This window comes from Rhizobium phaseoli (genome assembly GCF_003985125.1).
GTDB classification, from domain to species: Bacteria; Pseudomonadota; Alphaproteobacteria; order Rhizobiales; family Rhizobiaceae; genus Rhizobium; species Rhizobium phaseoli.
This window is the reverse complement of record NZ_ML133577.1, coordinates 115,098-139,538: the sequence shown is the minus strand read 5'-3', so window position 1 is coordinate 139,538 and position 24,441 is coordinate 115,098. Positions and strand designations below refer to the sequence as shown.

25 protein-coding genes and 1 riboswitch are annotated in these 24,441 nt (G+C 64.5%); of the genes, 15 read left to right on the top strand and 10 right to left on the bottom strand.

Annotated elements, in window-relative coordinates; all coding sequences use genetic code 11:
* Nucleotides 1-57: 57 nt before the first annotated feature.
* Nucleotides 58-492 (bottom strand): 6,7-dimethyl-8-ribityllumazine synthase, encoded by a 435-nt coding sequence (locus tag EFD56_RS21080; RefSeq protein WP_004675539.1) that lies wholly within the window; start codon nucleotides 490-492, stop codon nucleotides 58-60.
* A gap of 80 nt (nucleotides 493-572) precedes the next feature.
* A riboswitch (FMN riboswitch) is annotated at nucleotides 573-717 on the bottom strand.
* Between the two features lie 257 nt (nucleotides 718-974).
* Between EFD56_RS21080 and EFD56_RS21075 the strand changes: the two genes are divergently transcribed.
* A complete protein-coding gene (locus EFD56_RS21075; RefSeq protein WP_126906156.1) occupies nucleotides 975-1,421 on the top strand; it encodes an SRPBCC family protein in 447 nt (148 codons plus the stop codon).
* A gap of 162 nt (nucleotides 1,422-1,583) precedes the next feature.
* Nucleotides 1,584-1,892 carry a GCG_CRPN prefix-to-repeats domain-containing protein gene (locus tag EFD56_RS21070; protein ID WP_126906155.1) on the top strand — a complete coding sequence of 103 codons (309 nt, stop codon included), beginning with the start codon at nucleotides 1,584-1,586 and terminating at the stop codon, nucleotides 1,890-1,892.
* 81 nt (nucleotides 1,893-1,973) lie between these two features.
* Here EFD56_RS21070 and EFD56_RS21065 read toward each other — a convergent pair whose 3' ends face one another.
* Entirely contained in the window at nucleotides 1,974-2,198 is a 225-nt protein-coding gene (locus EFD56_RS21065; protein WP_126906154.1) for a hypothetical protein, read from the bottom strand.
* 185 nt (nucleotides 2,199-2,383) lie between these two features.
* Here EFD56_RS21065 and EFD56_RS21060 point away from each other — a divergent pair, with 185 nt between their 5' ends.
* The 3 genes from EFD56_RS21060 to EFD56_RS21050 all read left to right on the top strand — a co-directional run bounded on the left by EFD56_RS21060 (nucleotide 2,384) and on the right by EFD56_RS21050 (nucleotide 5,473).
* Nucleotides 2,384-3,478 (top strand): adenylate/guanylate cyclase domain-containing protein, encoded by a 1,095-nt coding sequence (locus EFD56_RS21060; protein ID WP_126906153.1) that lies wholly within the window; start codon nucleotides 2,384-2,386, stop codon nucleotides 3,476-3,478.
* 73 nt (nucleotides 3,479-3,551) lie between these two features.
* Entirely contained in the window at nucleotides 3,552-4,199 is a 648-nt protein-coding gene (locus tag EFD56_RS21055; protein WP_126906152.1) for an ArsR/SmtB family transcription factor, read from the top strand.
* A complete protein-coding gene (locus EFD56_RS21050; protein WP_126906151.1) occupies nucleotides 4,196-5,473 on the top strand; it encodes an MFS transporter in 1,278 nt (425 codons plus the stop codon). Before EFD56_RS21055 ends, EFD56_RS21050 begins: the two co-directional genes overlap by 4 nt.
* Here EFD56_RS21050 and EFD56_RS21045 read toward each other — a convergent pair.
* From EFD56_RS21045 to EFD56_RS21025, 5 genes are all read right to left on the bottom strand, one after another.
* A complete protein-coding gene (locus EFD56_RS21045) occupies nucleotides 5,436-6,341 on the bottom strand; it encodes a LysR family transcriptional regulator (protein WP_126906150.1) in 906 nt (301 codons plus the stop codon). The genes EFD56_RS21050 and EFD56_RS21045 overlap by 38 nt on opposite strands.
* Before the next feature lie 107 nt (nucleotides 6,342-6,448).
* On the bottom strand, nucleotides 6,449-7,471 hold the full coding sequence (locus EFD56_RS21040; protein WP_012484348.1) for an LLM class flavin-dependent oxidoreductase: 1,023 nt from the start codon (nucleotides 7,469-7,471) through the stop codon (nucleotides 6,449-6,451).
* 369 nt (nucleotides 7,472-7,840) lie between these two features.
* A complete protein-coding gene (locus EFD56_RS21035; RefSeq protein WP_126906149.1) occupies nucleotides 7,841-8,554 on the bottom strand; it encodes a DNA helicase in 714 nt (237 codons plus the stop codon).
* Nucleotides 8,555-8,870: 316 nt separating this feature from the next.
* Complete coding sequence (locus EFD56_RS21030) at nucleotides 8,871-9,224, bottom strand: hypothetical protein (RefSeq protein WP_126906148.1); 354 nt, start codon at nucleotides 9,222-9,224, stop codon at nucleotides 8,871-8,873.
* A gap of 5 nt (nucleotides 9,225-9,229) precedes the next feature.
* Nucleotides 9,230-10,027, bottom strand: a complete 798-nt coding sequence (locus EFD56_RS21025; RefSeq protein ID WP_126906147.1) for a DUF899 domain-containing protein — start codon at nucleotides 10,025-10,027, stop codon at nucleotides 9,230-9,232.
* A gap of 116 nt (nucleotides 10,028-10,143) precedes the next feature.
* Here EFD56_RS21025 and EFD56_RS21020 point away from each other — a divergent pair, with 116 nt between their 5' ends.
* Together EFD56_RS21020 and EFD56_RS21015 are read left to right on the top strand one after the other, a co-directional pair.
* Nucleotides 10,144-11,364: a helix-turn-helix domain-containing protein gene (locus tag EFD56_RS21020; protein WP_126906146.1), complete on the top strand. Its 1,221-nt coding sequence runs from the start codon at nucleotides 10,144-10,146 to the stop codon at nucleotides 11,362-11,364.
* A gap of 28 nt (nucleotides 11,365-11,392) precedes the next feature.
* Nucleotides 11,393-12,022, top strand: a complete 630-nt coding sequence (locus EFD56_RS21015; protein ID WP_126906145.1) for a Vgb family protein — start codon at nucleotides 11,393-11,395, stop codon at nucleotides 12,020-12,022.
* Between the two features lie 262 nt (nucleotides 12,023-12,284).
* On the opposite strand, the gene EFD56_RS21010 is transcribed toward EFD56_RS21015, so the two are convergent.
* Nucleotides 12,285-12,821: a GNAT family N-acetyltransferase gene (locus EFD56_RS21010; protein WP_126906144.1), complete on the bottom strand. Its 537-nt coding sequence runs from the start codon at nucleotides 12,819-12,821 to the stop codon at nucleotides 12,285-12,287.
* Nucleotides 12,822-12,970: 149 nt separating this feature from the next.
* Here EFD56_RS21010 and EFD56_RS21005 point away from each other — a divergent pair, with 149 nt between their 5' ends.
* Nucleotides 12,971-14,662: a sensor histidine kinase gene (locus EFD56_RS21005; protein ID WP_126906143.1), complete on the top strand. Its 1,692-nt coding sequence runs from the start codon at nucleotides 12,971-12,973 to the stop codon at nucleotides 14,660-14,662.
* Between the two features lie 10 nt (nucleotides 14,663-14,672).
* Complete coding sequence (locus EFD56_RS21000) at nucleotides 14,673-15,074, top strand: response regulator (protein WP_064818541.1); 402 nt, start codon at nucleotides 14,673-14,675, stop codon at nucleotides 15,072-15,074.
* A 149-nt stretch (nucleotides 15,075-15,223) separates the two neighbouring features.
* Here EFD56_RS21000 and EFD56_RS20995 read toward each other — a convergent pair whose 3' ends face one another.
* Nucleotides 15,224-16,645, bottom strand: a complete 1,422-nt coding sequence (locus EFD56_RS20995; protein ID WP_126906142.1) for an aminotransferase-like domain-containing protein — start codon at nucleotides 16,643-16,645, stop codon at nucleotides 15,224-15,226.
* Nucleotides 16,646-16,827: 182 nt separating this feature from the next.
* Between EFD56_RS20995 and EFD56_RS20990 the strand changes: the two genes are divergently transcribed.
* Both EFD56_RS20990 and EFD56_RS20985 read left to right on the top strand, forming a co-directional pair.
* Nucleotides 16,828-17,691: a DMT family transporter gene (locus EFD56_RS20990; RefSeq protein ID WP_085742795.1), complete on the top strand. Its 864-nt coding sequence runs from the start codon at nucleotides 16,828-16,830 to the stop codon at nucleotides 17,689-17,691.
* 183 nt (nucleotides 17,692-17,874) lie between these two features.
* Complete coding sequence (locus EFD56_RS20985) at nucleotides 17,875-18,327, top strand: DUF4168 domain-containing protein (protein WP_126906141.1); 453 nt, start codon at nucleotides 17,875-17,877, stop codon at nucleotides 18,325-18,327.
* Nucleotides 18,328-18,594: 267 nt separating this feature from the next.
* Here EFD56_RS20985 and EFD56_RS20980 read toward each other — a convergent pair whose 3' ends face one another.
* On the bottom strand, nucleotides 18,595-19,806 hold the full coding sequence (locus EFD56_RS20980; protein ID WP_126906140.1) for an ROK family protein: 1,212 nt from the start codon (nucleotides 19,804-19,806) through the stop codon (nucleotides 18,595-18,597).
* A gap of 204 nt (nucleotides 19,807-20,010) precedes the next feature.
* Here EFD56_RS20980 and EFD56_RS20975 point away from each other — a divergent pair, with 204 nt between their 5' ends.
* From EFD56_RS20975 to EFD56_RS20960, 4 genes are all read left to right on the top strand, one after another.
* Complete coding sequence (locus tag EFD56_RS20975) at nucleotides 20,011-21,285, top strand: ABC transporter substrate-binding protein (protein WP_126906139.1); 1,275 nt, start codon at nucleotides 20,011-20,013, stop codon at nucleotides 21,283-21,285.
* Between the two features lie 230 nt (nucleotides 21,286-21,515).
* Nucleotides 21,516-22,400, top strand: a complete 885-nt coding sequence (locus EFD56_RS20970; RefSeq protein WP_064842988.1) for a carbohydrate ABC transporter permease — start codon at nucleotides 21,516-21,518, stop codon at nucleotides 22,398-22,400.
* On the top strand, nucleotides 22,400-23,251 hold the full coding sequence (locus tag EFD56_RS20965) for a carbohydrate ABC transporter permease (protein ID WP_126906138.1): 852 nt from the start codon (nucleotides 22,400-22,402) through the stop codon (nucleotides 23,249-23,251). The genes EFD56_RS20970 and EFD56_RS20965 overlap by 1 nt, the downstream gene beginning before the upstream one ends.
* A 37-nt stretch (nucleotides 23,252-23,288) precedes the next feature.
* Entirely contained in the window at nucleotides 23,289-24,434 is a 1,146-nt protein-coding gene (locus EFD56_RS20960) for an ABC transporter ATP-binding protein (RefSeq protein WP_126906137.1), read from the top strand.
* The last annotated feature ends 7 nt before the right edge of the window (nucleotides 24,435-24,441 follow it).

The following is a 24,441-nucleotide window of genomic DNA, read 5'->3' as shown; positions in this document are numbered from 1 at the left end:
GTCTCGCAGCAAGGCGGCGGGCGCTGTCGCCGCCGCCTTCTGTTCGTCGCGCCGCGGTTATGCGGCGAGAGCGGCGCGCGTCTTGCCGATCATGAGGGCGGCCCGCGCCGCCTCGCGGCCCTTCTCGACGAAGTGCGCGCGGTAGATCTGGGTGTGGTGTTCCGTCTCCTGATACTGATGTGGCGTCAGCGAAACGGACAGCACCGGCACGCCGGTATCCATGCCGGCGCGCATCAGCCCGTCGACAACGGCCTGGGCGACGAATTCGTGGCGGTAAATTCCGCCGTCGACGACGAAGGCGGCGGCAATGACGGCGCTGTAGCGGCCGGTGGCGGCAAGATCACGCGACAGCAGCGGCATTTCGAAGGCGCCGGGTACATCGAACACGTCGATCTGCTCAGCTGGAATAAGCTGCTGGAAACCTTCGAGCGCACGGTCGACGATATCGGCGTGCCAGCCGGCTTTGACGAAGGCATAACGGGTGGGTGTCATGGTAATCTCCTTTGGCGTACAGACACGTCACCCAAGGCGATCACGAACGTTCGCCGGCAGCCGGGGAGGGCAGCAGGAACGCACGTTCTCTTTCATCCGGACTATGACCGTCGGCTCAGGCATCTCACCTGATCTGCTGACCCTTCCTTACGGAAGGCGCTCGCGGGCTCGCAATCGAAACTGCATACCGCCGGTAGGGACTTCCACCCCGCCCTGAGAACGGCGCGGACAATAGGGGCAAGGCGAGAGGCTGGCAATAGGGTTTCGTCGTCGAAGACGTGCGGTGGCCCCCAACCTCCATCATTCCAGGCCTTGAGCTTGGAATCCCGCCAATGGAGGCAAGGGAGCCGCGCTGCGCGGCCTCAGCCGAAGGTCTTGCTGAGCGCGCACTTCCCCCTAACTTCCAGGAGGGCTCACGCCAAACCAGCATGACACGCCGTCCCGCATGAGGCGGGCAGGCCATCACACCACGGGAGGGAGACATGCCGGAAGCTTTCGTCGTTCACCGCGAAGCGCATATCGCAGCGCCGCCGGCGGCGGTGTTCGCGCTGATGACCGATCCGGAAAAGATTCTGCGCTGGATGGGGACGGAGGCTCAGGTCGAGCCGCAGCCGGGCGGTCTCTATCTCGTCAACGTCACCGGCGCCCGCTTTGCGCGCGGCTCGTTTCGCGAGGTGGTGCCGGTGCATCGCCTTGCCTATAGTTTCGGCTGGGATGGCAGCGAGGTGGTGCCGCCGGGCTCGAGCCTGGTCGAGATCGACCTGATCGAGCAGCCCGACGGGACGCTGCTGCGGCTGACCCATAGCGGTCTGCCGAGTGCCGAGCAGTGCGCCGGCCATGCGGAAGGTTGGGCGCATTATCTCGACCGGCTGACCGACGTCGCCGCCGGGCGCGACCCCGGCCCCGATCCGTTTTACGGCAGGACATGAACGGATTTTTGCGGGCATCGGAACGTCCAATGGCTTGTCGTCACTGAAAGGACGGCCGCCGCGACGGCGGTTGGCGCGTCCGCAAAGATGAACGCGCAATTCATCGCAGGTTCAATTTGGCGGCCCTAGAGTCGGTGCGGCTGGATTGAATTGGAGTTCTCGATGAAGGTACTTTTGATCGCGGCTGCCGTGCTCGCTGGCAGCCTCTCGATCGGCACAGCTGAGGCGATGCCGACCGGGACAATCAAAGTTCAGAGCAATATCACACAGGTCGACTACGCCTGTGGTCGCGGTTGGCATCTGACGCGCTGGGGCGAATGCCGGCGCAACTGGCGCCGCCCGCCGCCGGTGGCCTTCTATGGCGGTCCGCCGCGCTGGGGCTGGGAACGGCGGCATCACCGCTATTGGGATGGTCCGCGCTGGCGCGAGGAGCGGCGTTGGGACCGCGACCGTCGCTGGGACGACGATTAAGGGCCTCGATCAGAGGCATGTCGATGGAGGCCGGCGCGATCTCGCCCGGCCTCTTTTCACGAGACTTCGAGCGTTTCCGGTTCAGATCCGGCTGACGAGCCAGTACTTGCCGTCGATCAGTTCTTCGAGTTCGATGGGATCCTTGACGCCGAACTCAAACCATTCGACGAGTTCCTTCGCCTTCAGCCGGCTTTCGTCCGCTGTAAACTCGATTCCATAGCGCGCGCACCAGCGCCGCAGGATCGACGTCAGCAACGTCATGTCGTTTCCGTCCAGCGGATCTTTCGGCCAGAATGTCGTGCCCATCGCAACCCCTCAATCGCGGATGACAGGACATTACAATGGAATCAAAGTCGCGCAAGTTTAAAGTGTTATTTTTCTGTTTTCCACCGTGTGACGGATTTTTGACGGTGTTGTTGCCCGAAGCCGAGGGAAGGGCGGGCGCGGAAGCGTCGGCTTGCGGAGGTTTGCCGGCGATGTCATCCTAGGTCATGGATCTGCCTTCCTCCCTTGCCTGGCTTGTTGACGAGGCCGCTGCCTCGCCCGGTCCCGAACGGTTCCTCGCCGAGCTCGGGCGCCGGCTGCTTGGCGACGGTCTGCCGCTTGCCGGCGGCGCGCTGACGCTTTCGGTGCCGCATCCGATCATCGCGCGGCGCACCTGGCTCTGGCGGGCGGAGACCGGGGCCGTTATCGAGGCGCTCGCCTTCGCCGCGGCCCCGCCCGTCGAGGCCGGGCGCGAGTGGCTGGCCGGGCTCGGGCCGGTCTGGGAGGAAAGGATCGGAGCCTCGCCGGAGAGCCCGCTGCTTGGCTGGGCGGGCATCGGCGATGGAAGAGGGACGGGCGCTTTCGGCACGGCCGACGCGGACCGTCTGCGCGACGTGGCGCGCTTTGCCGCCGCCCCGCTTTCCGCTCTTGCGGCACGGGAGGCGCGGGCCGCCCTGCTCGAAGCCTATCTCGGCCGGCGCAGTGCGGCGCGGGTGCAGGCGGGGGCGCTTGCGCGCGGCACCGGCGAAACCATCCGCGCGGCGCTTCTCTGCGCCGATCTGCGCGACTTCACGGCGCTCTCCGAAGTGACGGAGCCGCACGCAATGATCACCACGCTCGATGCCTGGTTCGACCGCGTCGCCGGTGCCGTGCACGCCTTCGGCGGCGAGGTATTGAAGTTCATCGGTGACGGCGTGCTGGCGATCTTCCCGGTTGCGGCCGCGCCAGGCAAGGCCCAGAGCGATCGTGACGCCTGCGAGGCGGCGCTGCGGGCCATTGCCGCCAGCCGCGCCGGCATGACCCATCTCGATCAGGTGCGCCGGGCACAGGGCCTGGCGCCGCTGCCTTTCGGTGCCGCACTGCATTTCGGAGAAATCCTGTGGGGCAACATCGGTGCGGCCGACCGGCTGGATTTCACCGCCATCGGCCCTGCCGTCAATCTTGTCAGCCGGCTCGAAGGGCTCTGCAAACCACTCGGCCGCAGCGTGCTGATCTCGGGGGCCCTGGCGGGAAACACGTCGGCGCCGCTCGTGCTGCTTGGAGAACACGCTTTGCGTGGCATTGCCGATCCTTGTGCGGTCTTCACCCTGCCGGAGGATTGAGGCGGAGGGGCAATCGGTCAATTTCCACAAAGAAAATTTTGCAAAGATATCTTTGCAGTGGTAGTCTTGTGGGATGAAAAGCCCGCGCCCTCGTCCTGCCACAGATGCTACTACGTCCCGCACCGTCAGCCGCGTCGTGCCCGAACCGACCGCGCTGAAGGCGCTGGCGCATCCTGTCCGGCTGCGCATGCTCGGCATGCTGAGGATCGATGGTCCTGCAACGGCGACGCAGCTTGCCGCGCGGCTCGGCTTGAACAGCGGCGCGACGAGCTATCATCTGCGCCAGCTTGCCCAATACGGTTTCATCGAGGAGGCGCCGCATGCCTCGCGGCGCGACCGCTGGTGGCGCGCGAGCCACGAGATCACATCCGTGCCGCCGAGCGACGCCGAGGGTGAGGCGCTCGAACTCGATCTTGCCTTCAATCAGGCCGCTCTTTCGCTGCAGGTTTCCCAGATGCAGCAGGCGCTGGAGGAATATGCCGAGCTGCCGGCCGAGTGGCGCAAGGCGACAGCCGCCGACGACATCATTATCCCGATGACGGCGGCACAGGCCGAAGCTTTGACGAAACGACTGACCGATGTCATCCTGGAGGCGATGCGGGCGGCGCCGTCGCTGGGGGAAGAGACGTCACAGGCGCCCGGCATGGTTCCCTTCTACGTCATGCTGCACGCCTTTCCCTATCCGGGACGCCTTCCGCATCGGGAAGGGGATAAGCGGTGATAAGGGGCGGGCCGTTCCTGGCGCTCGCCGCGGCCGAAACGCTTTCGCTTTCCGGTACACGCCTGTCGACCATCGCCATTCCCTGGCTGGTGCTCAGCACGACCGGCAGTCCGGTGCTGACGGGCCTGACCGCGATGATGGAGATGCTGCCCTATGTCGTCGCCAGAGCGCTCGGCGGACCGCTGATCGATCGGGTTGGGCCAAAACGGATCGCCGTTTGCTGCGATGTCGCCTCCGTAGCTGTCGTGGCGCTGGTACCGCTCCTCGATTTCTTCGGCCTGCTCGGCATGCCGGCGCTGTTGCCCGTCGTCTTTGCGATGGGCGTGCTGCGCGGGCCGTCCGATGCCGCCAAACAGGCGATGGTTCCCGATATCGCCGCGCTCGCGGCCGTGCCGCTGGAGCGCGTCACCGGCGTCGTTGCGGCGATCGAACGCCTTGCGTCGACGGTGGGCGCTGCCGGGGCTGGAGCGCTGATCGGCCTGATTGGCCCCGGACAAGCGCTGCTCATCAATGCCGCCAGCTTCGCTGCGGCCGCGCTGATCGTCGCAGCCGGCATGCCAGGCTCGCGGCGCATCTGCGAACCGTGCGGCACGCAGGATGCGCGAACGGGGCCCGCAACGTCCTATCTCGACGAGCTCCGTGAAGGCTGGCGGTTTCTGCGCGGCGATGCGGTGCTCGTCGGCATCGCCGCCATGGTGGCGATCACCAATCTGCTCGACCAGGCCTATCACGCCGTCCTGCTGCCCGTCTGGACGCGGGAGTCCGGCCACGGGCCGGAACTGCTGGGTGCTATGCTGGCGGTCTTCACCGGCGCCTCCATCGCCGGTGCGGCGATTGCGGCGGCGGCCGGGGAGCGGCTGCCGCGGCTGACGGTCTATACCGTCGCCTTCCTCTTGACCGGATGTCCACGTTTCCTGGTGCCCGCGCTGGATGCTCCGCTCGCCCTTGTCTTTACGACCTTGGCCATCGCCGGGTTTGCCTCTGGCTTCCTCAATCCGATCCTTTCGGCTGTGATATTCGAGCGCATCCCCAAGCCGCTGACCGGCCGCGTCAGCGCGCTGAACGTCGCCCTGTGCTTCGCCCTCATCCCCTTCGGCGGCCTGGTCGGCGGCGCCCTGATCAGCACTATCGGTCTTGCCGCAGCACTTCTGTTCACTGGTCTTGCCTATCTTGCAGCGACGCTCGCGCCCCTGGCGTTGAAGAGCTTCCGCGAGTTCGACGGCAAGAGTACTGCGGTCACCGATGCCGCAGCTCCTCGACTATCAGGTCGATGAAGCGGCGCACTCGCGGTTCCAGCAAGCGTTTGTCGGGATAGAGTGCGACGATCTTGGCGTCGTCGATTTCGAGCTCCGGCAGGACATGGCGGAGGCGGCCGGCGGCGAGATCGCCGGCGGCGAGAAAGCCGGGCAGCAGGGCTATGCCGAGACCCGCAACGGCAGCGTCGCGGATCGCCTCGCTGCTGTCGAGCCTCAGGCGGCTGCGGCCCTGCGCCTTGACCCAAGCGCCGTCGTCGCCGCGAAAGCGCCAGCCTTGCCGTTGATCGCGGCTGGAAAAGACGAGACAATCATGGGCGGCGAGATCGTCAATGTGGCACGGCTCGCCACGGTCAGCGAGGTAGGACGGCGAGGCGCAGAGCCGCGCCCTGTCGGCGGCGATCACGCGCGAGACGAGCCGGTTCTCGGATGCCGACGGCATCGCGCCGATCCGTATCGCCAGATCGAAACCTTCTTCGACGATGTCGGCCTTGCGATCGGTGAAGTTCACCTCGACCTGGATGTCGGGCCAGGCCAGAAGATATTTTTCGACGATGGGCAGCACGACAAGCCGTCCGAAGGCATCGGGAACGGTGAGCCTGAGAACGCCGCGTAGCGCGCCGCTCTGCCCCGCCACGCTCGCTTCCGCCTCGTCGACCGAAGCGAGGACTCCCAGCCCGTGTTCATAGAATAGCCGGCCTTCGTCGGTCAGGCTCAGCCTTCTCGTGGTGCGGTTGAGCAGGCGCGTGCCGAGGCGATCTTCCAGGCGGATGACGGCCTTTCCCGCTGCCGATCGCGACAGGCCCATGGCCTGGCCGCCGGCGATGAAGCTTCCGGCATCGACGACGGCCATGAAGATCAGGATATCGTTGAGGTTCGTACGCGGCATGAGGCAACTCGAGCGGTTCGGGCTACGGCCTTAAGTCGGTCGTCATGGGATCGATTCAAGGCTCGCAGCATCAACGCCCGACGCGGCAGTAAGGTCCCGACGCCGCCTCAGCGCCAGCCGAGCGCTGGGGCGACGTGGGTCAGGATCGCCTCGATAACGTGGGCGTTGTAGGCAACCCCGAGCTGGTTGGGTACGGTGAGCAGCAGCGTGTCGGCCTCGGCGATCGCCTCATCCTCGGCGAGCTGCCGGATCAGGACGTCGGGCTCGGCGGCGTAGCTGCGGCCGAAGATCGCCCGGGTCTTCTCGTCGATGAAGCCGATCGTGTCGCTCTCGTCGTTGCCGTAGCCGAAATAAGCACGGTCGCGGTCGTCGATCAGGGCGAAGATGCTACGGCTGACCGAGACGCGCGGCTGGCGGGTGTGGCCGGCAGCCTTCCAGGCCTCGCGGTAAGCGCGGATCTGGTCGGCCTGCTGGACGTGGAACGGCTCTCCCGTCTCGTCGTCCTTCAACGTCGAACTCTGCAGGTTCATGCCGAGCTTTGCCGCCCAGACGGCGGTGGCGTTGGAGCTGGCGCCCCACCAGATTCGCTCGCGCAGACCCTCGGAATGCGGTTCGAGACGCAGGAGACCCGGTGGGTTGGGAAACATCGGCCGCGGGTTCGGCTTGGCAAAGCCTTCGCCGCGCAGCACTTCAAGAAAAACTTCCGCGTGGCGCCGCGCCATCTCGGCCTCGTCCTGACCTTCCTGCGGGGCATAGCCGAAATGGCGCCAGCCGTCGATCACCTGCTCCGGCGAGCCGCGGCTGATGCCGAGCTGCAGTCGCCCGCCGGCGATCAGGTCGGCGGCGCCGGCATCCTCGGCCATATAGAGCGGGTTCTCATAACGCATGTCGATGACGGCAGTGCCGATCTCGATGCGGCTGGTTCTCGCGCCGACGGCGGCCAGCAGCGGGAAGGGGGCGGCCAGCTGGCGGGCGAAATGGTGCACGCGAAAATAGGCGCCGTCGGCACCGAGCTCCTCCGCCGCGACGGCAAGGTCGATCGATTGCAGCAGTGCGTCGCCCGCCGAGCGCGTCTGCGATTGCGGCGAGGGCGTCCAGTGCCCGAACGAAAGGAATCCGATCTTCTTCATGCCGATGCCGCACCTTGTTTTGTTGCGTCTGGGGTCGACAGGTCATGGCACAATTTGGGGCTGGAAGACAATCGGAACCGGACAGATACGGCGCATCGGACTGGCGAATGCGGGTTGCCGAGCCTCACTCCGGTCTCTCTCTCCGGTTCATCGTCGGTGCGTCGTGTCCCGTGAGAGTTCTGCGGATCGCAGGTATCGAACATACTACTCGAAAGAGTTATCCCGTCCGCTCATGCCAGCCCTAAGTTAAAAGGGCGCAGCGGAGCGAGATCTGCCATCTGGTCTGCGTGCCAGAAGCGCGAATTGGTCCGCTCGTAAACACCCGGTCGCGGGTCAGGCGTGAGACCTGCGACCGGGGCAGCGCAGACCCTAAGCCGCCGCGCCGAAGACCATCTTTCCGTTGTTCAGAAAACACGTTTTGTCGAACAGCTGCAGGTCAAGTGGGTTCGGCAGCCTGATGTCGCCGATGTCGGGCAGCGGTTTTTGCGCCATCTCGAAGGATCGGTCGATCTGAGCGATGAAAACCATGACTATGCCGCGTTGGCGCGCGAAAACCTTCAGAATGCCGACCTGGGCCGAGAGTTCCGGGTTTTCCCGCTTCTGGTCGAGCAGCTGGAGATAATCGACGACCACGAGGGTGCCACGCGGAGCGGAGACCAGTCTCGCGGTCATGTAATCGGCGCTGATGGCGTCGGAGCCGTCGAATTCGAACAGGTGATCGAACTGCGCGCGGTCGATGCCAATAGCACGAAAGCGGTCTTCGACATTCTCTCGCGTATACTCCAGCGAAAAGAATATGCCGGGATGGCCCGTCTTCATCGCCTCGACGGCGAGCCGGAGGCCCATCAGGGTCTTGCCGTGGCCGGGCCGGGCGCCGACGAGCAGGAGGTCGCCGGGCCGCAAGTGCGCAAACAGCTCGCTGGCGGGCGTAGTCTCCGATGCCTTTGCCGCCAGTAGGCTCCAGCGGCCATAGCCTTCGTCCCTGGCAATGCGGTCGAGCGCCTGATGCAGCGGTATGTCCTCGGCGCGCGATAACGCCTTGGCCTTACGCTTAAGGTGATAGATGGGCTGAGTCGTCTTCATGGATAAACCTCCTATTGCGAGCGTCGTTCGCAATCCCTCCTTATGCCAGGTGCTCGAACAGTCGGTTCGGTGTCAGGTAGCCCCGCATGACGTCTGCTTTCCCAATGGAGGGGGGAGGCGTGGGCTGCGCCGGAATCAGATGATAGCGCAGGACCAGGCGGCCGAGAATTGCCTGGGCCGTCCTGCAGAAAAAAAGTTTCAATCTCTCAAGCGGAAGCGGAGCGGCCCCAAAGGAGTCCGGCATTTTATCGCCTAGAACGCCGGCACCAATAAAACGGAAGCAATCGATTTTCTCCTATTGAGAACGGGCATGTGCCTACAGGCCTCGCCAGCTGGCCATGACCCGCAGCCATGGCGCCAAGTGGAAGCCGCTCATCAACAGATACATCGGCACCATTCCGCCGATCGGGAAGGTCTCGGGCGCGGCCATGCAGATCATGTCGGTGCTGCCGTTGGCGGCCGTCAGCAGTGCCATGATCGCGAAGGTTGGCGCGGCGGCGAGCGACAACCATTCGGCGGCGGACAAGCTCCGGGTGGATTTGCCCGGCTTGGCGGCCGCCCCGTCAGCGGCCGCGGACATCGACAGCCATTCGGCTGTATTGAAGGCGGCGCTGTCGCCTGGTGCGGCGTGTTCGCTGCCGCTTTTCGAGCTGTGGAGGAGGGGCCGCATCACCGTCACTCCTTGTCGTAGCGGTCGTGGTGGCGCCACCAGATGCCGGTTTCGTTGCGGCCCTTCGGCGCACGGTCGAGCCACTGGTACATGCCCCAGAGCCCATCCAGTCCGCGCGCGTAGCTCGAATAGCTGTGGTAGACGGTGCCATCGATCAGCTCAAAGGCGCTGACACCCGGCCGGTCGCGGACATAGGTGGGCACGTCGGTGCCGGTCATGGCGGCAATCTGCCCGATCGGGCTTTCGTCGTCCGGCTGCTCCCACTCGGCAACCGCCCTGCCTGCGCGCGGTTCGGGGGCGGGCGGTTCGCGGCGGTAGTTATATTCGATCTCGCCGCGCAGCTGCTGCTCGGCACTGAACCAGACGCTGAAATCGCTGTTGAAATCGCTGCCGGCGGAGGAAGCCCAGGGAAAGCTCCAGTCCATGCGCCGCTTGAAGGCCTGAAGCTTTGCAAGCGGTGCGCGCGAGACCGCCCAGAAGGCGACGTCGTGGTTTTCGAGATGGACGAAGAAGCCGTTGAAGCCGTCGGCGATCGAGGAGCATGACGGGCATCCGGCGCTGTAATCCGGGCCGAACATGAAGTGGTAGACGAGCAGCTGCGAGCGCCCGCCGAAGAGATCCTGCAGCGAGGCATTGCCGCTTTCGGTGTCGAAGCGATATTGCTTGTCGATCCTCACCCGCGGCAATTGCCGGCGCTTGAGGGCCAGCGCGTCGCTGCGCCGCGTCAGTTCCTTTTCCTCTTCGAGCAGAGCGAGTCGCGCCGCCAGCCAGCGCTCGCGCGTTGCGTTCAGTTCACCAGTCATGGGTCTTCTCCTTTGCTTGCCAATTGTCGTAGCATCCGGCGGCCTTGCCGGCCGGTTGCGAGAAGACTACCGCCGGTCAGGCAAATGGTGGGAGTGACAAGTATGACGGGATTTGAATGGACTCGCTGATCACCGCCGCCGCGCGGGCGCTGGCATCGGGGGACGCGCTCGGCGCGCTGAAGCGGGTGGCGCTGCGCGAGGATGCGCCGGCGCTGGCGCTGCGCGGCATCGCCATGGCGCAGCTCGGCGATCTCGTCCGCGCCAAGGCGTTGCTGAAGAGTGCGGCCCGCGCCTTCGGCCCGCGCGAGGCGGTGGCCCGCGCCCGCTGCCTCGTCGCCGAGGCCGAGATCGCGCTCGCCTCGCGTGACCTCACCTGGCCGGTCAAGGCGCTGGAGGCGGCGCGGGCAACCCTTCAGGCGCGCGGCGACCGCGTCAACGCCGCCCATGCCGGCAATATCGCCATTCGCAGGCTGGTGCTGATCGGTCGGCTCGATGAGGCAGAGCAGGCGCTCGGCGCGCTCGACCCGATGCCGCTGCCGCCGGCCTTGCGAACCGCCCATGAGCTGGTGGCATCGGGCATCGCCGTGCGCCGACTCCGGACCGAAGCGGCGCGCGCGGCGCTCGAGCGGGCAAGGCTTTCGGCGCAGGAAGCCGATATCCCGGCTCTGACGGCGGAGGTCGAAGCCGCCGCCCGCGTGCTCGACATGCCGGCGGCGCGGCTGATTTCACATGGCGGCGAGCGCCCGCTGCTGCTTCACGAGGTGGAGACGCTGTTCTCCGGGGAGACGCTGGTCGTCGATGCCTGCCGCCATGTCGTGCGCAAGGGAGATACCGTCGTGCCGCTGGCGACGCGGCCGGTGCTTTTCGCCCTTGCCCGTGCGCTTGCCGAGGCCTGGCCGGGCGATGTCTCGCGTGGCGCGCTCATCGCGCGCGCCTTCCGCGGCAAGCATGCCGATGAATCGCATCGCGCCCGGCTGCGCGTCGAGATCGGTCGGCTGCGCGCCGCCCTGCAAGCTCTTGCGGAGATTTCGGCGACGAAACGCGGCTTTCGCCTCACGCCGCGCGGCGCCGGCGAGATCGCCGGGCTTGCGCCGCTCGTCGAAGGACCGCATGCGGCGGTGCTCGCCTTTCTGGCTGATGGCGAGGCGTGGTCGAGTTCGGCGCTGTCGATCGCGCTCGGCGCGAGCCCGCGCACCGTGCAGCGGGCGCTGGATGTGTTGGCCGGGGAGGGCAAGGCGCAATCGCTCGGGCGCGGGCGGGCGCGCCGCTGGCTGAGCCCGCCGCTCGCAGCTTTCCCGACGATCTTGTTACTCCCCGGGCCGCTGCCGAGCGACTAGGATGGGGCAAATCCATCAGGAGGAAGAGATGAAGAAATCGGCTGCAACGATCCTGCGTGAATACGGGCCTTTTCCCGGCGCTGAGCGCGTCAACGGTGTCACCTTCGATGGCCGGCATGTCTGGTTCGCCTCGGGCGATAGGCTGAACGCGCTCGATCCCGACAGCGGCGAGGTGGTGCGCTCGATCGAGGTTGCCTCCCATGCCGGAACGGCTTTCGACGGCGAATTCCTCTATCAGATCGCCGAGGATGTCATCCACAAGATCGATCCGAAGACCGGCCGCATCCTTTCCACCATCCCCGCGCCCGGCAACGGCGGCGATTCGGGCCTTGCCTGGGCCGAGGGCACGCTCTGGGTCGGCCAGCATCGCGGCCGCAGGATCCATCAGATCGATCCGGAGACCGGCAAAATTCTGCGGACCATCGAATCCAACCGCGTCGTGACCGGCGTCACCTGGGTCGACGGCCAACTTTGGCACGGCACCTGGGAGGGCGACGACAGCGACGTCAGACGCATCGATCCTGATACCGGAGAGCTGCTGGAACGGCTGGATATGCCGGAAGGCGCCGGCGTCTCCGGCCTCGAATCCGACGGCGCCAACCGCTTCTTCTGCGGCGGAGGCGGCAGCGGCAAGATCCGAGCGGTGCGCCGGCCGTGAGCGTCGGCGGGCGAGCGCAAGCGCCACCGGGTGAGCCCTTGCATCCGGCGATCGCCGGAGCACCCGCCTCGTCCTTCGAGGCCCCTGCGGGCGCCTCAGGATGAGGCACTCGTGGCCGCTGCGGCGGCATCCTCTCGGCGGTTGCCAATGGCGCGCGGCAACTTCCAACGTTCTCTCATGTTGAGGTGCACAGCCCGGAGGGAGCCTCGAAGCACGCCGCAACGCTGCTCCTGGTATCCTCCGATGCCGGTGCGCTGCCGATTTATGCCGACCCATCCTCATCGAACAAAAACGACATACCGATTGCATCGATGAATCGGCCGTCGATGCGTGCAGCGCGCCGAATTATGCCCTCGCGCACGAAGCCCATTTTTTCATAGAGAGCGATCGCCCGGCTGTTGTCTTCGTAAACATCGAGTTCGACTCTAGCGAAACCGGTCTGCTGTGCGGCACTTAATGTCGTCTCCATCAGCTTTCGTCCTAGACCCCGGCCGCGATAGGCGGGAAGGATTCCCATTCCGAGATTTCCGCGATGGGCATGCGATGGGAAAAAGTGCCGGCTGATGTCGCACCAGCCAACGACCTCGTCTCCAATCAAGGCAACGAACTGCGGGTTGCCTTTGGCAATCATGCCCATCACGAACTCGCGGGTCTGCGGCAGGGGAGTCGCTTCCAGCATAGACAGGTATTTCTTCTCGCGCGCGACGGTGTCGAGCGCGCGATGAAAGCTGTCGATATGTGCGGCAGCGATTGGTTCGATCCTGATGTCCGACATGTCCGGCGACGATCCGGCGTCCATGCTCTTCTCCTTCGATTGCTACTGAAGGTGCCTGCGGTTGAGGGCAATCATCCACCGGCTACGCCAGCCCTATGAGGCGCAATTCATGGTCCGTCAACCTTTGCGTGTCAATTTTTCAAATAAGGGGCGCCATCAAAAGGTTGCGGGGATTGAAGGTCAGGCTCACATCGCACATCACGCTGGTCCTGGTGACTCTCACCTGCGCGGCGGCCGTGTTGCTGTGCGGATTTGCCTGGATCGCCGCCGTGAAGGTCGATGATTTCTATTTGCGCCGACAGGCGGACTTCGTGGCCCAGGGATTGGAAGAGCAGATCAATGCACTTCCGCGGGAACAGGAAAGCGTCACCAAATGGGACGACGCCTTCCTTTATGCCAAGCAGCGGAACCATGAATGGCTGCTCGACAATGTCGGCCGCTGGACCAGCCGGTATTTCGGGCATGACAGAACTTACATCTTCGACGATAGCAATCGCCTGATGTTTGCCTTCCGCGACGGAGCCGACGCCATGCCGCCGCGCCTCGGCAGCGATGACGGCGAAGAAATGACGGCGTTGGCCGGCGAGATGCGGGCTGCTCTCCTCGAGGCCGAAAAGCCCGGCGGCGAACCGCTTGGCCAGCTGGCCAGGGTTCGCACGGTGATGATCGGCAACAGGCCGGCGATAACGAGCGCGCGTCCCATTTTGCCGAGCTCGACAAGGATGCAAATCGAGGCGGGCCAGGAGTTCATCGCCGTCTCGGTCAAGTTCATCGACGCAAAGGCTGTCGAAAGCATCGCCTATTATGCGCGGCTCGAAGGGATGCATTTTACCGCGTCGAAGAGCGGCGCACGGGCGCAGGTGCCGGTATCGTCTCATGACGGCGGCACGATCGGCTATCTCATCTGGAACCCGATCCGGCCTGGCTTCATGCTGCTTCAGCAGATCGCGCCGGCAGGGCTCGGCTGCCTGGCGCTGCTGATCGCCGCGGTGTTCTGGCTTGGGCGGGGACTGCATCGTACGTCGCTGACCCTGATCGACAGCCAGGCCGAGCTCACCCACCACCGCAATCACCTGGAAGAGATGGTGGCTGATCGGACGGCCGAAATCGAACGGCAAAGGGCCGAGCTGGACCGCCTGCTGGCCCACGAACGCCAGGTAAACGCGCTCCAGCGCCAGTTCGTCGCCATGGCCTCGCACGAATTTCGAACGCCGCTTGCCATCATCGACGCCGCCGCCCAGCGGCTCCGCCGCTCGACGGCCAATGTCAGCGGCGAGTACGTTCACGAAAAGGCCGGAGTAATCCGAAGCGCGGTCGTGCGCATGGTCGATCTGATGGAGAGCATTCTCGCCAGCGGCCGGCTGGAAACCGGACAGATCATTCTGAAGCGGAGCGAAGGCGATCTGAAAGCCCTGCTCGTCGCCTGCTGCGACAGACAGCGCGAGCTCAGCCGCTCGCACGTCTTCCATCTCGATCTTGAGCCGATACCCGGCGTGTTGACGTTCGATCGCAGCGCGATGGAACAGGTCTTTACCAACCTGATGTCGAATGCCGTCAAATATTCGCCCCATGCGCCTGACATTTATGTTCGCGCTCGGGTTGACGAAAAGATGGTCGAAATCGCCGTTGCCGACAGTGGCATCGGCATGGACGCGGATGATCTGCCGAAACTGTTCCAACCCTATTACCGGGCACGCAGCGCCACGGGCATTGCCGGAACCGGCATCGGACTCAACCTCGTCAAGCAGGTCGTCGAGCTGCACGGCGGCAGCGTCGTGGTGACGAGCGAGCTTGGCAAGGGCACAACATTTACCATTTCTCTGCCAATAGAGGTTCTATTGTCGGATCAACAAGTCGCAGCTTAAGGAAGAGCTCATGGTTACAGTCCTGTGCATAGAAGACGAAGTCGAGATCCGCAATCTCCTCGTCGAAGAGCTGAGCGAGGCCGGCTACAAGACGCTCGAGGCCTCGAACGGCGCCGAAGGCCTGGAAATCATACTGTCGAAATGGCCCGACATCGTCATCAGCGATATTTCCATGCCTGTTATGGACGGGCACCAGCTTCTGGCGGAAATCCAGATCAATCATCCGGAGCTCTCCAACATCCCCTTCATCCTGCTAACGGCGCTGACCGACCGGGAAAACACGCTCGCCGGCCTGCGCGCCGGTGCTGCCGACTATCTGACCAAGCCGCTCGACTTCGACCTGCTGCTCGCCAAGCTGGAGGGTTGCGTGACGCGCCTGGAGAACGATAAGGCGCTCAATCGATCGTTTTGAGGTGTGGGGCGCGGCGATGGTTCCCAGGATAGCTCTTCCTGACGTGCTCGCAGCGGTCCTGAAGGAGAACGCGGCCTTCAAGAGAGCCTCATCCTGAGGTGCCCCGCAGGGGCCTCGAAGGACGAGGCGGGTGCTCTACGACACCTTTCTTATCTCCTCTGCCTCCCCAACACGTCCCCCAACACCTCGAATACCCTCGCATCCAGCGTCTGCGATACATTGAACCGCATGAAATTCGTCGCCGATTGCGACAGGCTGAAAGCATTGCCGGGGGCCAGCACGATCTTTCTCTCCAGCGCGGCTCGCGCGACATCGGCCGCATCGACTTCGTCGGGCAGGCGGCACCAGAGGAACATCCCGGCTGGCGGCTCCAGCCAGGGCGTTATGCCAAGGCCTTTCAGCCGGGCCGACACCTCGCCCATCGCCCGGGAAAGCCGGTTTCTCAGCGTCTCCATATGTTTGCGATAGCTGCCATCGCTCAAGACGTTCAGCACCAGTTCGGCGGTCAGCCGGCCGCCGCCGAAGGAGGTGGCGATCTTGAGATCGGTCAGACCGTCGATCCATTCCGGTTTGGCGACGACGAAGCCGCAGCGAGCCGAGGCCGACAGGGTCTTCGAAAAACTGCCGATGTGGATGACCCGCTCGAGCCCGTCGAAGGCGGCAAGGCGAGGCGCCGGCGTATATTCGAAATCGGCGAAGATATCGTCCTCGATGATGGTGAGGTCGAACTGGTCGGCGAGTTTCAGAAGCCGGTGGGCCGTGACGGGGGAAAGAACCGCGCCGGTGGGGTTGTGAATGGCGGAGTTGGTAATGTAGAGCCGCGGCCGCTCCTGGGCGACGACCTGGGCAAACAGCTCGATATCGGGGCCGGACGGAGTGTAGGGGACGCCGACGATCTTGGCCCGATGGGCGCGCAGCAGCGCATGGAAGTTGAAGTAACAGGGGTCGTCGACCAGCACCGTGTCGCCCGGTTCCAGCAGGAAACGGCAGAGCAGATCGATTGCCTGCGTGCCGGATTCGGCCAACATGATCTGATCCGGCGAGGCTTCGATGCCGCGCTCGGCCATGCGCCGCGAGATCAGCTGGCGCAGAGGCGGCAGGCCAAGCGGCTGGCCGTAATCGGCAAGCGCCGGCGCATCGGCGCGGGAAAGTGTTCTGAGCCCGCGGCGCATGGCTTCGCCCGGTAGCCAGGCGGGCGGCAGCCAGCCGCAGCCGGGCTTCAGGTCACTCTCGCCGGCCTCCAGCGATTGCCGCGATATCCAGAACGGATCGACCGCACGGTCGAGTTTCGGCCCGGCATCGGCAAGCGCAAAGGGCGCTGCCTGGTTGACGACATAGAAGCCGGAGCCTGGTCTTGCCAGGATCGCGCCTTCGGCGACTAGGCGCTCATAGGCATCGACGACGGTCGAGGTCGACAGCTTCATGCTCGCCGCCAGCCCCCGCACCGAGGGCAGCCTCGCGCCCGGCGTCAGGCTGCGCCCTGATATACGCTGGCGGATCGTCGCGACCACGATCTCCACGCGTGTGCGTCCTGCTGGTTCTTCGTTCATCTGTATTGCATTCCGCACCATTACAGTTTGTCGAAATCGTATCAGACTGTCACTGTCCTGGCCATCCGTCTCGACCGATAAAGGTCGCAGCGCGTCGCTGTGAATTTGATTCAAGTGACGCGGCTCAAGTGGTTGTTTTCATGCTTGTCGTCCAAGAGCCGAGGACGGTTTTGACGGCAGGTGTCGGGAAGGAAGAGTGGATAATGGAACGCATGACGTCAGGATGGATCAACGGCTTGATCGGCGTGGTGATCTTCAGCGGCTCGCTGCCGGCGACGCGCGTCGCGGTGGCGCAGTTCGATCCCGTATTCCTGACCGTCGCGCGCGCGGCCATCGCCGGGGCGTTGGCGCTCTGCCTGCTGGTTGCCTTTCGTGAGAAGCGGCCGTCGGGGCGCGATATCGTCTCGCTTGTCGTCGTCGCGCTCGGCGTCGTGGTGGGCTTTCCGCTGCTGACGGCGCTCGCGCTGCAGCATGTCACCTCGGCCCATTCCATCGTCTTCATCGGTCTCCTGCCGCTGGCGACGGCGACCTTCGGCGTCATCCGCGGCGGCGAGCGGCCAAGGCCGGCCTTCTGGCTCTTTTCCATTCTTGGCAGTGCGCTGGTGGCGGGCTTTGCCTTGACGCAGGGGCTGAACGCGTCGCCGCTCGGTGATCTCTTGATGCTGGCGGCCGTCCTCGTCTGCGGCCTCGGTTATGCCGAAGGCGGCAGGCTGTCGCGCACGCTCGGCGGTTGGCAGGTGATTTCCTGGGCACTGGTGCTGTCGCTGCCGGTGATGGTCACGGTCGCGTTTCTATACCGACCGGCGAGTTTTGCCGGCATCGAAACGCCGGCGCTTGTCGGCCTTGGCTATGTCTCGCTGTTTTCAATGCTGATCGGCTTCATCTTCTGGTATCGCGGCCTGTCGCAGGGCGGCATCGCCGCCGTCGGGCAGTTGCAGCTGCTCCAGCCCTTCTTCGGCCTGGCGCTCGCCGCCACCCTGCTGCACGAGCCGGTGACGTGGGCAATGCTGGGGGTGACGGTCGCCGTTATTCTATGCGTGGCGGGGGCGAGGAAGTTTGCGCGGTAGGGCTTGCGTCGGCCTCCGCCGGTCACAAAGCCGCCGCTTAATCGTCAGCAAATGGCCCCGTTACCGCCGCATCGTGCCCATTTCAGGCTTCATCGTCGCGACCTCGCCAGCCTTTCTGCGGCTGAGCGATCGACCGAGGCGGTGTTGCTGCCGTCAAATCACGCACGTGAAAAAGGAACGAATATGATCACTCGTTACACACCTGTCGCAACGATGACCGCTGCGGTTTTCAGCCTGCTGGCGTTCAGCCCGGCTTCGGCTGTCGAGATGGCCCAGGCAGGGCAGCAGCCGGCCGCGCAGGGCCAGGCGCCGATGCAGGGGCAGGGCGGTACGGCTGCGCCGGCGGTCGTCAGCGATCAGAAACTCGAGGCCTTTGCCGTAGCCTACCTGCAGGTCGACAAGGTCAGGCAGGAATATTCGGCCAAGATCGACGCGACGAAGGACCAGGCCGCCAAGCAAAAGCTGCAGGAAGAGGCCAAGAAGCAGATGGTCGATACCGTCAAAGCCTCCAACGCGATTTCGGTCGAGGAGTATTCCTCCATCCTGACGGCCGCGCAGAGCGACCCGGCCTTGGCCAAGAAGGTTCTGGACAAGATCGGTACCCCGCCGCCGGCGCAGTCGCAACAGCAGCAATAGACAGAGCACTCCTGCATCATCCTCAAGTCGGACGAGGGGCGGGCGGGCTAGAAGTCCCCGCGGCGCGCGCTACCTGCGCCGCCCCTTCGCCGCGACTTCCTCGCGATCGCGAAGCAGTTGAGGCGTGCCCGGTGATTCACGGGCGCAGGCGGCGATAGAGCCGACGGTGCGTTCGAACGCGGCTTCGCAGGGGAAGCGGCGTGCCGCTTTCCGATCAAGGATCTACGAGCGGAGGTCGTTTAAGGCAATCCGCCGTTATTTCGCACCTCAAGCCGCGGACGTCGAGCCTCTCACACCCAGCGTCGCAATATCCGTCGCCCCGCCGGAGGATTCGAAGTCGAATATCTTTTGCGTCACCAGCGCCGCGGCACCCCGGGCCCAGGAATTGTCTTCCCAGTCGGGCAAAAGCGGCGGGGCGGTGCGGAAGGTGCGGGCGGAAAGCGCGTCGCGCAGAGGGGTGAGGAAATGGTCGCCGAGGGAGACGGCTTCGCCGCCGGCGACGATGACTTCGGGGTCGGTGATGTTGACGAGGTTGGCGAGTGCGGTGCCGATGCTGCGGCCGGAATGGCCGACGAGGTCGGTGGCGATCGGGTCGCCTGAGGTGAGGGCCTGGCGCAGTTCCTGCAGGCCCAGGTCCTCGCCGCGGCCGGTCTTCTCGCGCCAGCGGCGCAGCATCGACAGCTCGGAGTGATAGGCCATCAGGCAGCCGCGTTTGCCGCATTCGCAAAGGCGGCCATCCTCCTCGAACAGCGTATGGCCGAATTTGCCGGCCGCGCCGTTGGCGCCGCGATAGAGCTTGCCGTCGATGACGAGCGCACAGCTGATGCCCACGCCGACGGCCAGCACCGCCATGTTGCGGTGCTGGCGGCCGAGGCCGAAGAGCTGTTGGGCGATGGCATAGGCGTTGGTATCGTCCTCCAGCCAGACCGGCACGTGGACGCGGCTTGCCACCAGCGAGGCGAGCGGCACGTTGTCCCATTGGAAGCGGTGGCTGCGCACGCAGGCGGTCTGCTCGTGGTTGATGACGCCCGGCATGGAGATGCCGATGCCGGCGAGCTTGGCCTTCGGCCGGCCGGCGAGCTTCACCAATTCAGGCACGATGTCGGCCAGGAGATCGGCGACATAATCGGGATCATGGCCGGCAAGGCGGACGCGCATGGCGGCGACGGGGTTGGTGGCAAGGTCGGTCGCCACGCATTCTACCGCATCCACCATCAGCTTGAAGCCGACGGCGAGCGCATGCTGGTAATTGATCTCGACAGGGATCGGCCGGCGGCCGGCGGGCCCCGGCACCGCCTGTCCCTCGACGACGATGCCTTCCTCCAGGAGATCGGCGACAACGAAGGTAACGGCGGCGGGGCTCAAGCCAATCACGGTCGCGATGTCGGCGCGGCTTCGCGGCCCTTCGCGTCGGAGAAGGTTGAGGATGAGGCGTCGGTTCATGGCTCTCGCCGTGGTCTGGTCGCCCTTTAGCTTCACTTTGCATTCCTTAATTTTGTAAATTAATTATTGCGGGTTGGATCAATTTATGCATAAGTCTGCCCGCCGATCAACAGAACGAGCCAAACGGATTAGGGGCGTTGCATCGTGGAGGGTCGGCATGTCGTGCGCCTGATCGGGCGGGCCTCAAGGAGGAGGCCGCCGGCAGTAGGCGGAGTTGATCGATCAACCGGGAGGAATTCAATGGCATATTCGAAGCAATTTCCCGCAACCACCCGCAGAACCTTTCTCAAAGGGGCGGGCCTCGTCTCCGCTGCAGCTGTCACCGGCAGCTTTCCGATGCCTGCGATCGCGCAGGCGCAGGACGTGACGATCATCTCGTCGGAAAACAACAGTGCTGCGCTCGATGCGCTGAAATCGATCGCGGCGGGCTTCGGCAAGGAAGCCGGCGTCAACGTCGTCGTCAACAATATGGATCACGAGGCGCACAAGACGGCGATCCGTAATTATCTCGTCGCCGGCGCGCCGGATATCTGCTTCTGGTTCTCCGGCAACCGCATGCGCGCCTTCGTCAAGCGCGGCCTGTTCGACGATATTTCCGATCTCTTCGAGAAGGAGAAGTACAAGGACGTGCTCGGCGCCACGGCCGGCGCGGTCACCGATGACGGCAAGCAGTATGGCCTTCCTACCGGCGGCACGCTTTGGGGCATGTTCTATCGCAAGGATGTGTTCGAGCAATATGGTCTGACCGTGCCGAAGACCGCCGAGGACTTCATGGCCTATGGCGAAAAGTGCAAGGCGGCCGGCATCACGCCGATTGCGATCGGCACCAAGGAATTGTGGCCGGCGGCCGGCTGGTTCGACCAGATGAACCTGCGCGTCAACGGCCTCGACAAGCACATGGCGCTGATGAACGGCGAGATGAGCTATCTCGATCCGGCGCTCACCCCCGTCTTTGACCAGTGGGAAGCGATGATCGGCAAGGGCTTCTTCACGCCGAACCATACCTCCTTCGGCTGGCAGGAGGCCGCAGCACTGCTGGCGCAGAAGAAGGCCGGCATGATGAACCTCGGCGCCTTTCTGCGTTCGGCCTTCACCGAAGCGGACCTGCCGCAGCTCGCCTACGCCACCTTCCCGGTGCTCGATCCGAAGGTCGGTCATTTCGAGGAATTCTCGGTCAACTCCGTCCATATTCCGGCTAAGGCCAAGAACAAGCAGGGCGCGCGCGATTTCCTCGCCTATTTCTACAAGCCGGAAAACCTCGCTGCCTATCTGGGGCCGGGCGGCAACGTGCCGCCGCGCCATGACCTGCCGCCGAGCAAGGATCCGCTCGTCAATGTCGCCGTCGAGACCATGAAGTCGGTGCAGGGCGCCTCGCAATATTACGACCGTGACAGCGACCCCGACATGGCCCAGGCCGGCCTCGTCGGCTTCCAGGAGTTCATGGCCAAGCCCGACCGGCGCAAGGCGATCCTGACGCGGCTCGAGGGGACGCGGAAGCGGATTTATAAGATCTGAGGCTGGGACGTCCTCTGAGGTTTGCTCCTCACCCTAACCCTCTCCCCGTTCTGACGGGGAGAGGGGACGTGCCTTACGAGACATCGATGGGGAGGGAGAGGTTGCGGCATGTTTCCTTCGCCCCGCGAGCGGGGAGAAGGTGGGCGGCAGCCGGATGAGGGGCAGCCCTACGTCGGCAGCCGGATGAGGGGCATCAGCCCGCTCCCGAAATAATTTGAGGCTCCAGAGAGATGCAGACATTATGGCGCCGCCAGCGTTGGTGGCTTACCCCGACTTTGCTTATCGCGCCGGCGATCCTGCTGTTCTTCATCGTCATCCTGCTCTCGGCGGTCCGGAGCGTGTGGATCAGCTTTCACGAATGGGACGGCTTCGGCGAGATGGTCTGGGTCGGGCTCGGCAATTACGTCGAGCTCTACAACGATCCGCAATTCTACGTGTCGCTGAAGAACAATCTGATCTGGCTTGTCATGTTCATGGCGGCACCGCCGATCGGGCTCGCCATTGCGCTCCTGGTCAACCAGAAGATCGCGGGCATGCGCTTTCTGAAGTCGCTGTTCTTCATTCCTCTGGTGCTGGCTTCGGTCACGGTCGGCGTCGTCTTCACCTGGGTCTATACGCCGGAGTTCGGGCTGCTGGCGCTGATCTTCCGGGCCTTCGGCGCGGTGGCGCCGGCGGTGCTGTCGGACGAGCATTTCGTCACCTTCGCGATCGTCATCGCGGCGCTCTGGCCGCAGATCACCTTCTGCATGGTGCTCTATCTCGCCGGGCTCAACAATCTGAGCGAAGAGCTGATCGGGGCAGGGCGCGTCGATGGGGCGAGGGGCTGGAACATGCTGCGCCACATCGTGCTGCCGCAACTGACGCAGGTCACCTTCATCGCCATTGCCGTCACGGTCGTCGGGGCGCTGCGCTCCTTCGACATGATCTCGGTCATGACATCCGGCGGCCCGTTCGGCTCCTCCTCAGTGCTCGCCTACCAGATGTACGAGCAGTCGATCTTTTCCTACCGCTTCGGCTATGGCGCGGCGATCGCCTCGGTGCTCTTCGTGATCATGGCCGTCTTCATCGCCTGGTATCTCACCCACATCATCCGCAGCGAAGAGAGGGGAGGCTGATGTATCCTCGTCCCATTCCCGAAAGCGCGATCTGGCAGCGCCGGTTTTATGTCTTAACCGTCATCATCGTGCTTATCCTCTGGCTCTGCCCGCTCTTTGCCATCATCCTCACCTCCTTCCGCTCGACGGCGGATGTGATGGGCGGCAATCTCTGGGGCTGGCCGACCGAGATCGGCGTCATCGACAATTACCGGGCCGTCTTCACCGACACGCCGATGGCGCGCTATTTCCTCAACAGCCTGATCATCACCATTCCCTCGGTGCTCGGCGTGCTGGTGCTGTCGACGCTCGCCGGCTTCGTGCTGTCGCGCTATCGCTTTCCCGGCAACATGCTGATCTTCGCGCTCTTCGTCGGCGGCAATTTCCTGCCGCACCAGATCATGATGATCCCGGTGCGCGACCTGATGGTGCGGCTCGACCTGATCGACACGACCGTGGCGCTGATCATCTTCCACGTCGCCTTCCAGACCGGCTTTGCGACGCTCTTCATGCGCAATTTCATCGCTGCACTCCCGGACGAGCTGTTCCAGGCGGCCCGCGCCGAAGGCGCTTCGCCCTTCCAGACGCTGATCCATGTGGCGATCCCGCTGGTGCGCCCGGCGCTCGCGGCCCTCGCCATCCTGATCTTCACCTTCGTCTGGAACGACTATTTCTGGGCTGTGGTGCTGACGGTCAGCGACAGCGTCAAGCCCGTGACCGCAGGTCTTGCCAATCTGCGCGGCGAGTGGGTCTCGGCCTGGAACCTGATTTCGGCAGGCACGATCATCGTCGCTGTGCCGCCCGTCGTGATGTTCTTCCTGATGCAGCGGCATTTCATCGCCGGCCTCACCATGGGCGCGGTGAAGGGATGAGCCGGCGTCTTCCGTTTCAACAAGAGAGGGCCAGGATATGACCAGTCTCGAACTTCGTCAGATCAACAAGAATTACGGCGCCTATCATGCGCTGCGCGGCATCGATCTTTCCGTCGCGCAAGGCGAGTTCATCGTCATGGTCGGCCCCTCCGGCTGCGGCAAGTCCACGCTGCTGAAGTCCATCGCTGGCCTGGAGACGATCTCGTCGGGCCAGATCGTGATCAACGGCCGCGATGTCAGCCGGCAGGAGCCGGGCGATCGCGGCATCGCCATGGTCTTCCAGTCCTATGCGCTTTATCCGCATATGACGGTGGCGGAGAATATGGGCTTCGGCCTCAGAATGGCGAAGCGCCCGAAGGCCGAGATCGATGCGGCGGTTGCGCGCGCCGCCAAGATCCTGCGCATCACAGACCAGCTCGACAAGCGGCCGAAGCAGCTTTCCGGCGGCCAGCGCCAGCGCGTGGCGATCGGCCGGGCGATCACCCGCTCGCCCGAGGTTTTCCTGTTCGACGAGCCGCTGTCGAACCTCGATGCGGCGCTGCGCACCCAGATGCGCGTCGAACTCAGCAGCCTGCATGCCGAGCTCGGCGCCACCATGGTCTATGTCACCCACGACCAGGTGGAGGCGATGACCATGGCAAGCCGCATCGTCGTGCTCAACCAGGGCATCATCGAGCAAGTGGGCTCGCCGCTGGAGCTTTATCGCAACCCCGACAATCTCTTCGTCGCCGGCTTCCTCGGCGCGCCGCGCATGAATTTCCTCGGCGTCACCGTCGATGCTGTCAACGGCCACAGCGTGACCGTTTCCGCGCCCGGCCTGTCGCCGCTGACGGTGGAGCTGTCGCAGCCGGCGACGCTTTCGAAAGGCACCGGCCTGACGCTCGGCGTGCGGCCGGAGGCGATCTCGGTGGTCGCCGAGGGCAGCGAGAGCGGCGCTGTTCACGGCGAGGTGCGCCTCGTCGAACATCTCGGCCGCGAGACCATTCTCTATGTCGATGCCGGCAATCTCCAGACCATCGCGTCGGAAAGCGGCACCGGCAACATCACCGCCCAGCTGAGCTATGTCGCGCCCTTCGCCGCCGGCCAGAAGGTGGCGCTGAAGCTCGATGCCGGTGAGCTCTATCTCTTTGCTCCCGATGGCGGCCGCACGATCAGCGCCCGCAAGACCATTCTCGACAAATAGGAAAGAC

Coding starts and splice junctions, on each gene's coding strand:
- EFD56_RS21080 (WP_004675539.1), bottom strand. CDS start 492: ATGACACCCACCCGTTATGCCTTCGTCAAAGCCGGCTGGCACGCCGAT.
- EFD56_RS21075 (WP_126906156.1), top strand. CDS start 975: ATGCCGGAAGCTTTCGTCGTTCACCGCGAAGCGCATATCGCAGCGCCG.
- EFD56_RS21070 (WP_126906155.1), top strand. CDS start 1,584: ATGAAGGTACTTTTGATCGCGGCTGCCGTGCTCGCTGGCAGCCTCTCG.
- EFD56_RS21065 (WP_126906154.1), bottom strand. CDS start 2,198: ATGGGCACGACATTCTGGCCGAAAGATCCGCTGGACGGAAACGACATG.
- EFD56_RS21060 (WP_126906153.1), top strand. CDS start 2,384: ATGGATCTGCCTTCCTCCCTTGCCTGGCTTGTTGACGAGGCCGCTGCC.
- EFD56_RS21055 (WP_126906152.1), top strand. CDS start 3,552: ATGAAAAGCCCGCGCCCTCGTCCTGCCACAGATGCTACTACGTCCCGC.
- EFD56_RS21045 (WP_126906150.1), bottom strand. CDS start 6,341: ATGCCGCGTACGAACCTCAACGATATCCTGATCTTCATGGCCGTCGTC.
- EFD56_RS21040 (WP_012484348.1), bottom strand. CDS start 7,471: ATGAAGAAGATCGGATTCCTTTCGTTCGGGCACTGGACGCCCTCGCCG.
- EFD56_RS21035 (WP_126906149.1), bottom strand. CDS start 8,554: ATGAAGACGACTCAGCCCATCTATCACCTTAAGCGTAAGGCCAAGGCG.
- EFD56_RS21030 (WP_126906148.1), bottom strand. CDS start 9,224: ATGCGGCCCCTCCTCCACAGCTCGAAAAGCGGCAGCGAACACGCCGCA.
- EFD56_RS21025 (WP_126906147.1), bottom strand. CDS start 10,027: ATGACTGGTGAACTGAACGCAACGCGCGAGCGCTGGCTGGCGGCGCGA.
- EFD56_RS21020 (WP_126906146.1), top strand. CDS start 10,144: ATGGACTCGCTGATCACCGCCGCCGCGCGGGCGCTGGCATCGGGGGAC.
- EFD56_RS21015 (WP_126906145.1), top strand. CDS start 11,393: ATGAAGAAATCGGCTGCAACGATCCTGCGTGAATACGGGCCTTTTCCC.
- EFD56_RS21010 (WP_126906144.1), bottom strand. CDS start 12,821: ATGGACGCCGGATCGTCGCCGGACATGTCGGACATCAGGATCGAACCA.
- EFD56_RS21000 (WP_064818541.1), top strand. CDS start 14,673: ATGGTTACAGTCCTGTGCATAGAAGACGAAGTCGAGATCCGCAATCTC.
- EFD56_RS20995 (WP_126906142.1), bottom strand. CDS start 16,645: ATGGTGCGGAATGCAATACAGATGAACGAAGAACCAGCAGGACGCACA.
- EFD56_RS20990 (WP_085742795.1), top strand. CDS start 16,828: ATGGAACGCATGACGTCAGGATGGATCAACGGCTTGATCGGCGTGGTG.
- EFD56_RS20985 (WP_126906141.1), top strand. CDS start 17,875: ATGATCACTCGTTACACACCTGTCGCAACGATGACCGCTGCGGTTTTC.
- EFD56_RS20975 (WP_126906139.1), top strand. CDS start 20,011: ATGGCATATTCGAAGCAATTTCCCGCAACCACCCGCAGAACCTTTCTC.
- EFD56_RS20970 (WP_064842988.1), top strand. CDS start 21,516: ATGCAGACATTATGGCGCCGCCAGCGTTGGTGGCTTACCCCGACTTTG.
- EFD56_RS20965 (WP_126906138.1), top strand. CDS start 22,400: ATGTATCCTCGTCCCATTCCCGAAAGCGCGATCTGGCAGCGCCGGTTT.
- EFD56_RS20960 (WP_126906137.1), top strand. CDS start 23,289: ATGACCAGTCTCGAACTTCGTCAGATCAACAAGAATTACGGCGCCTAT.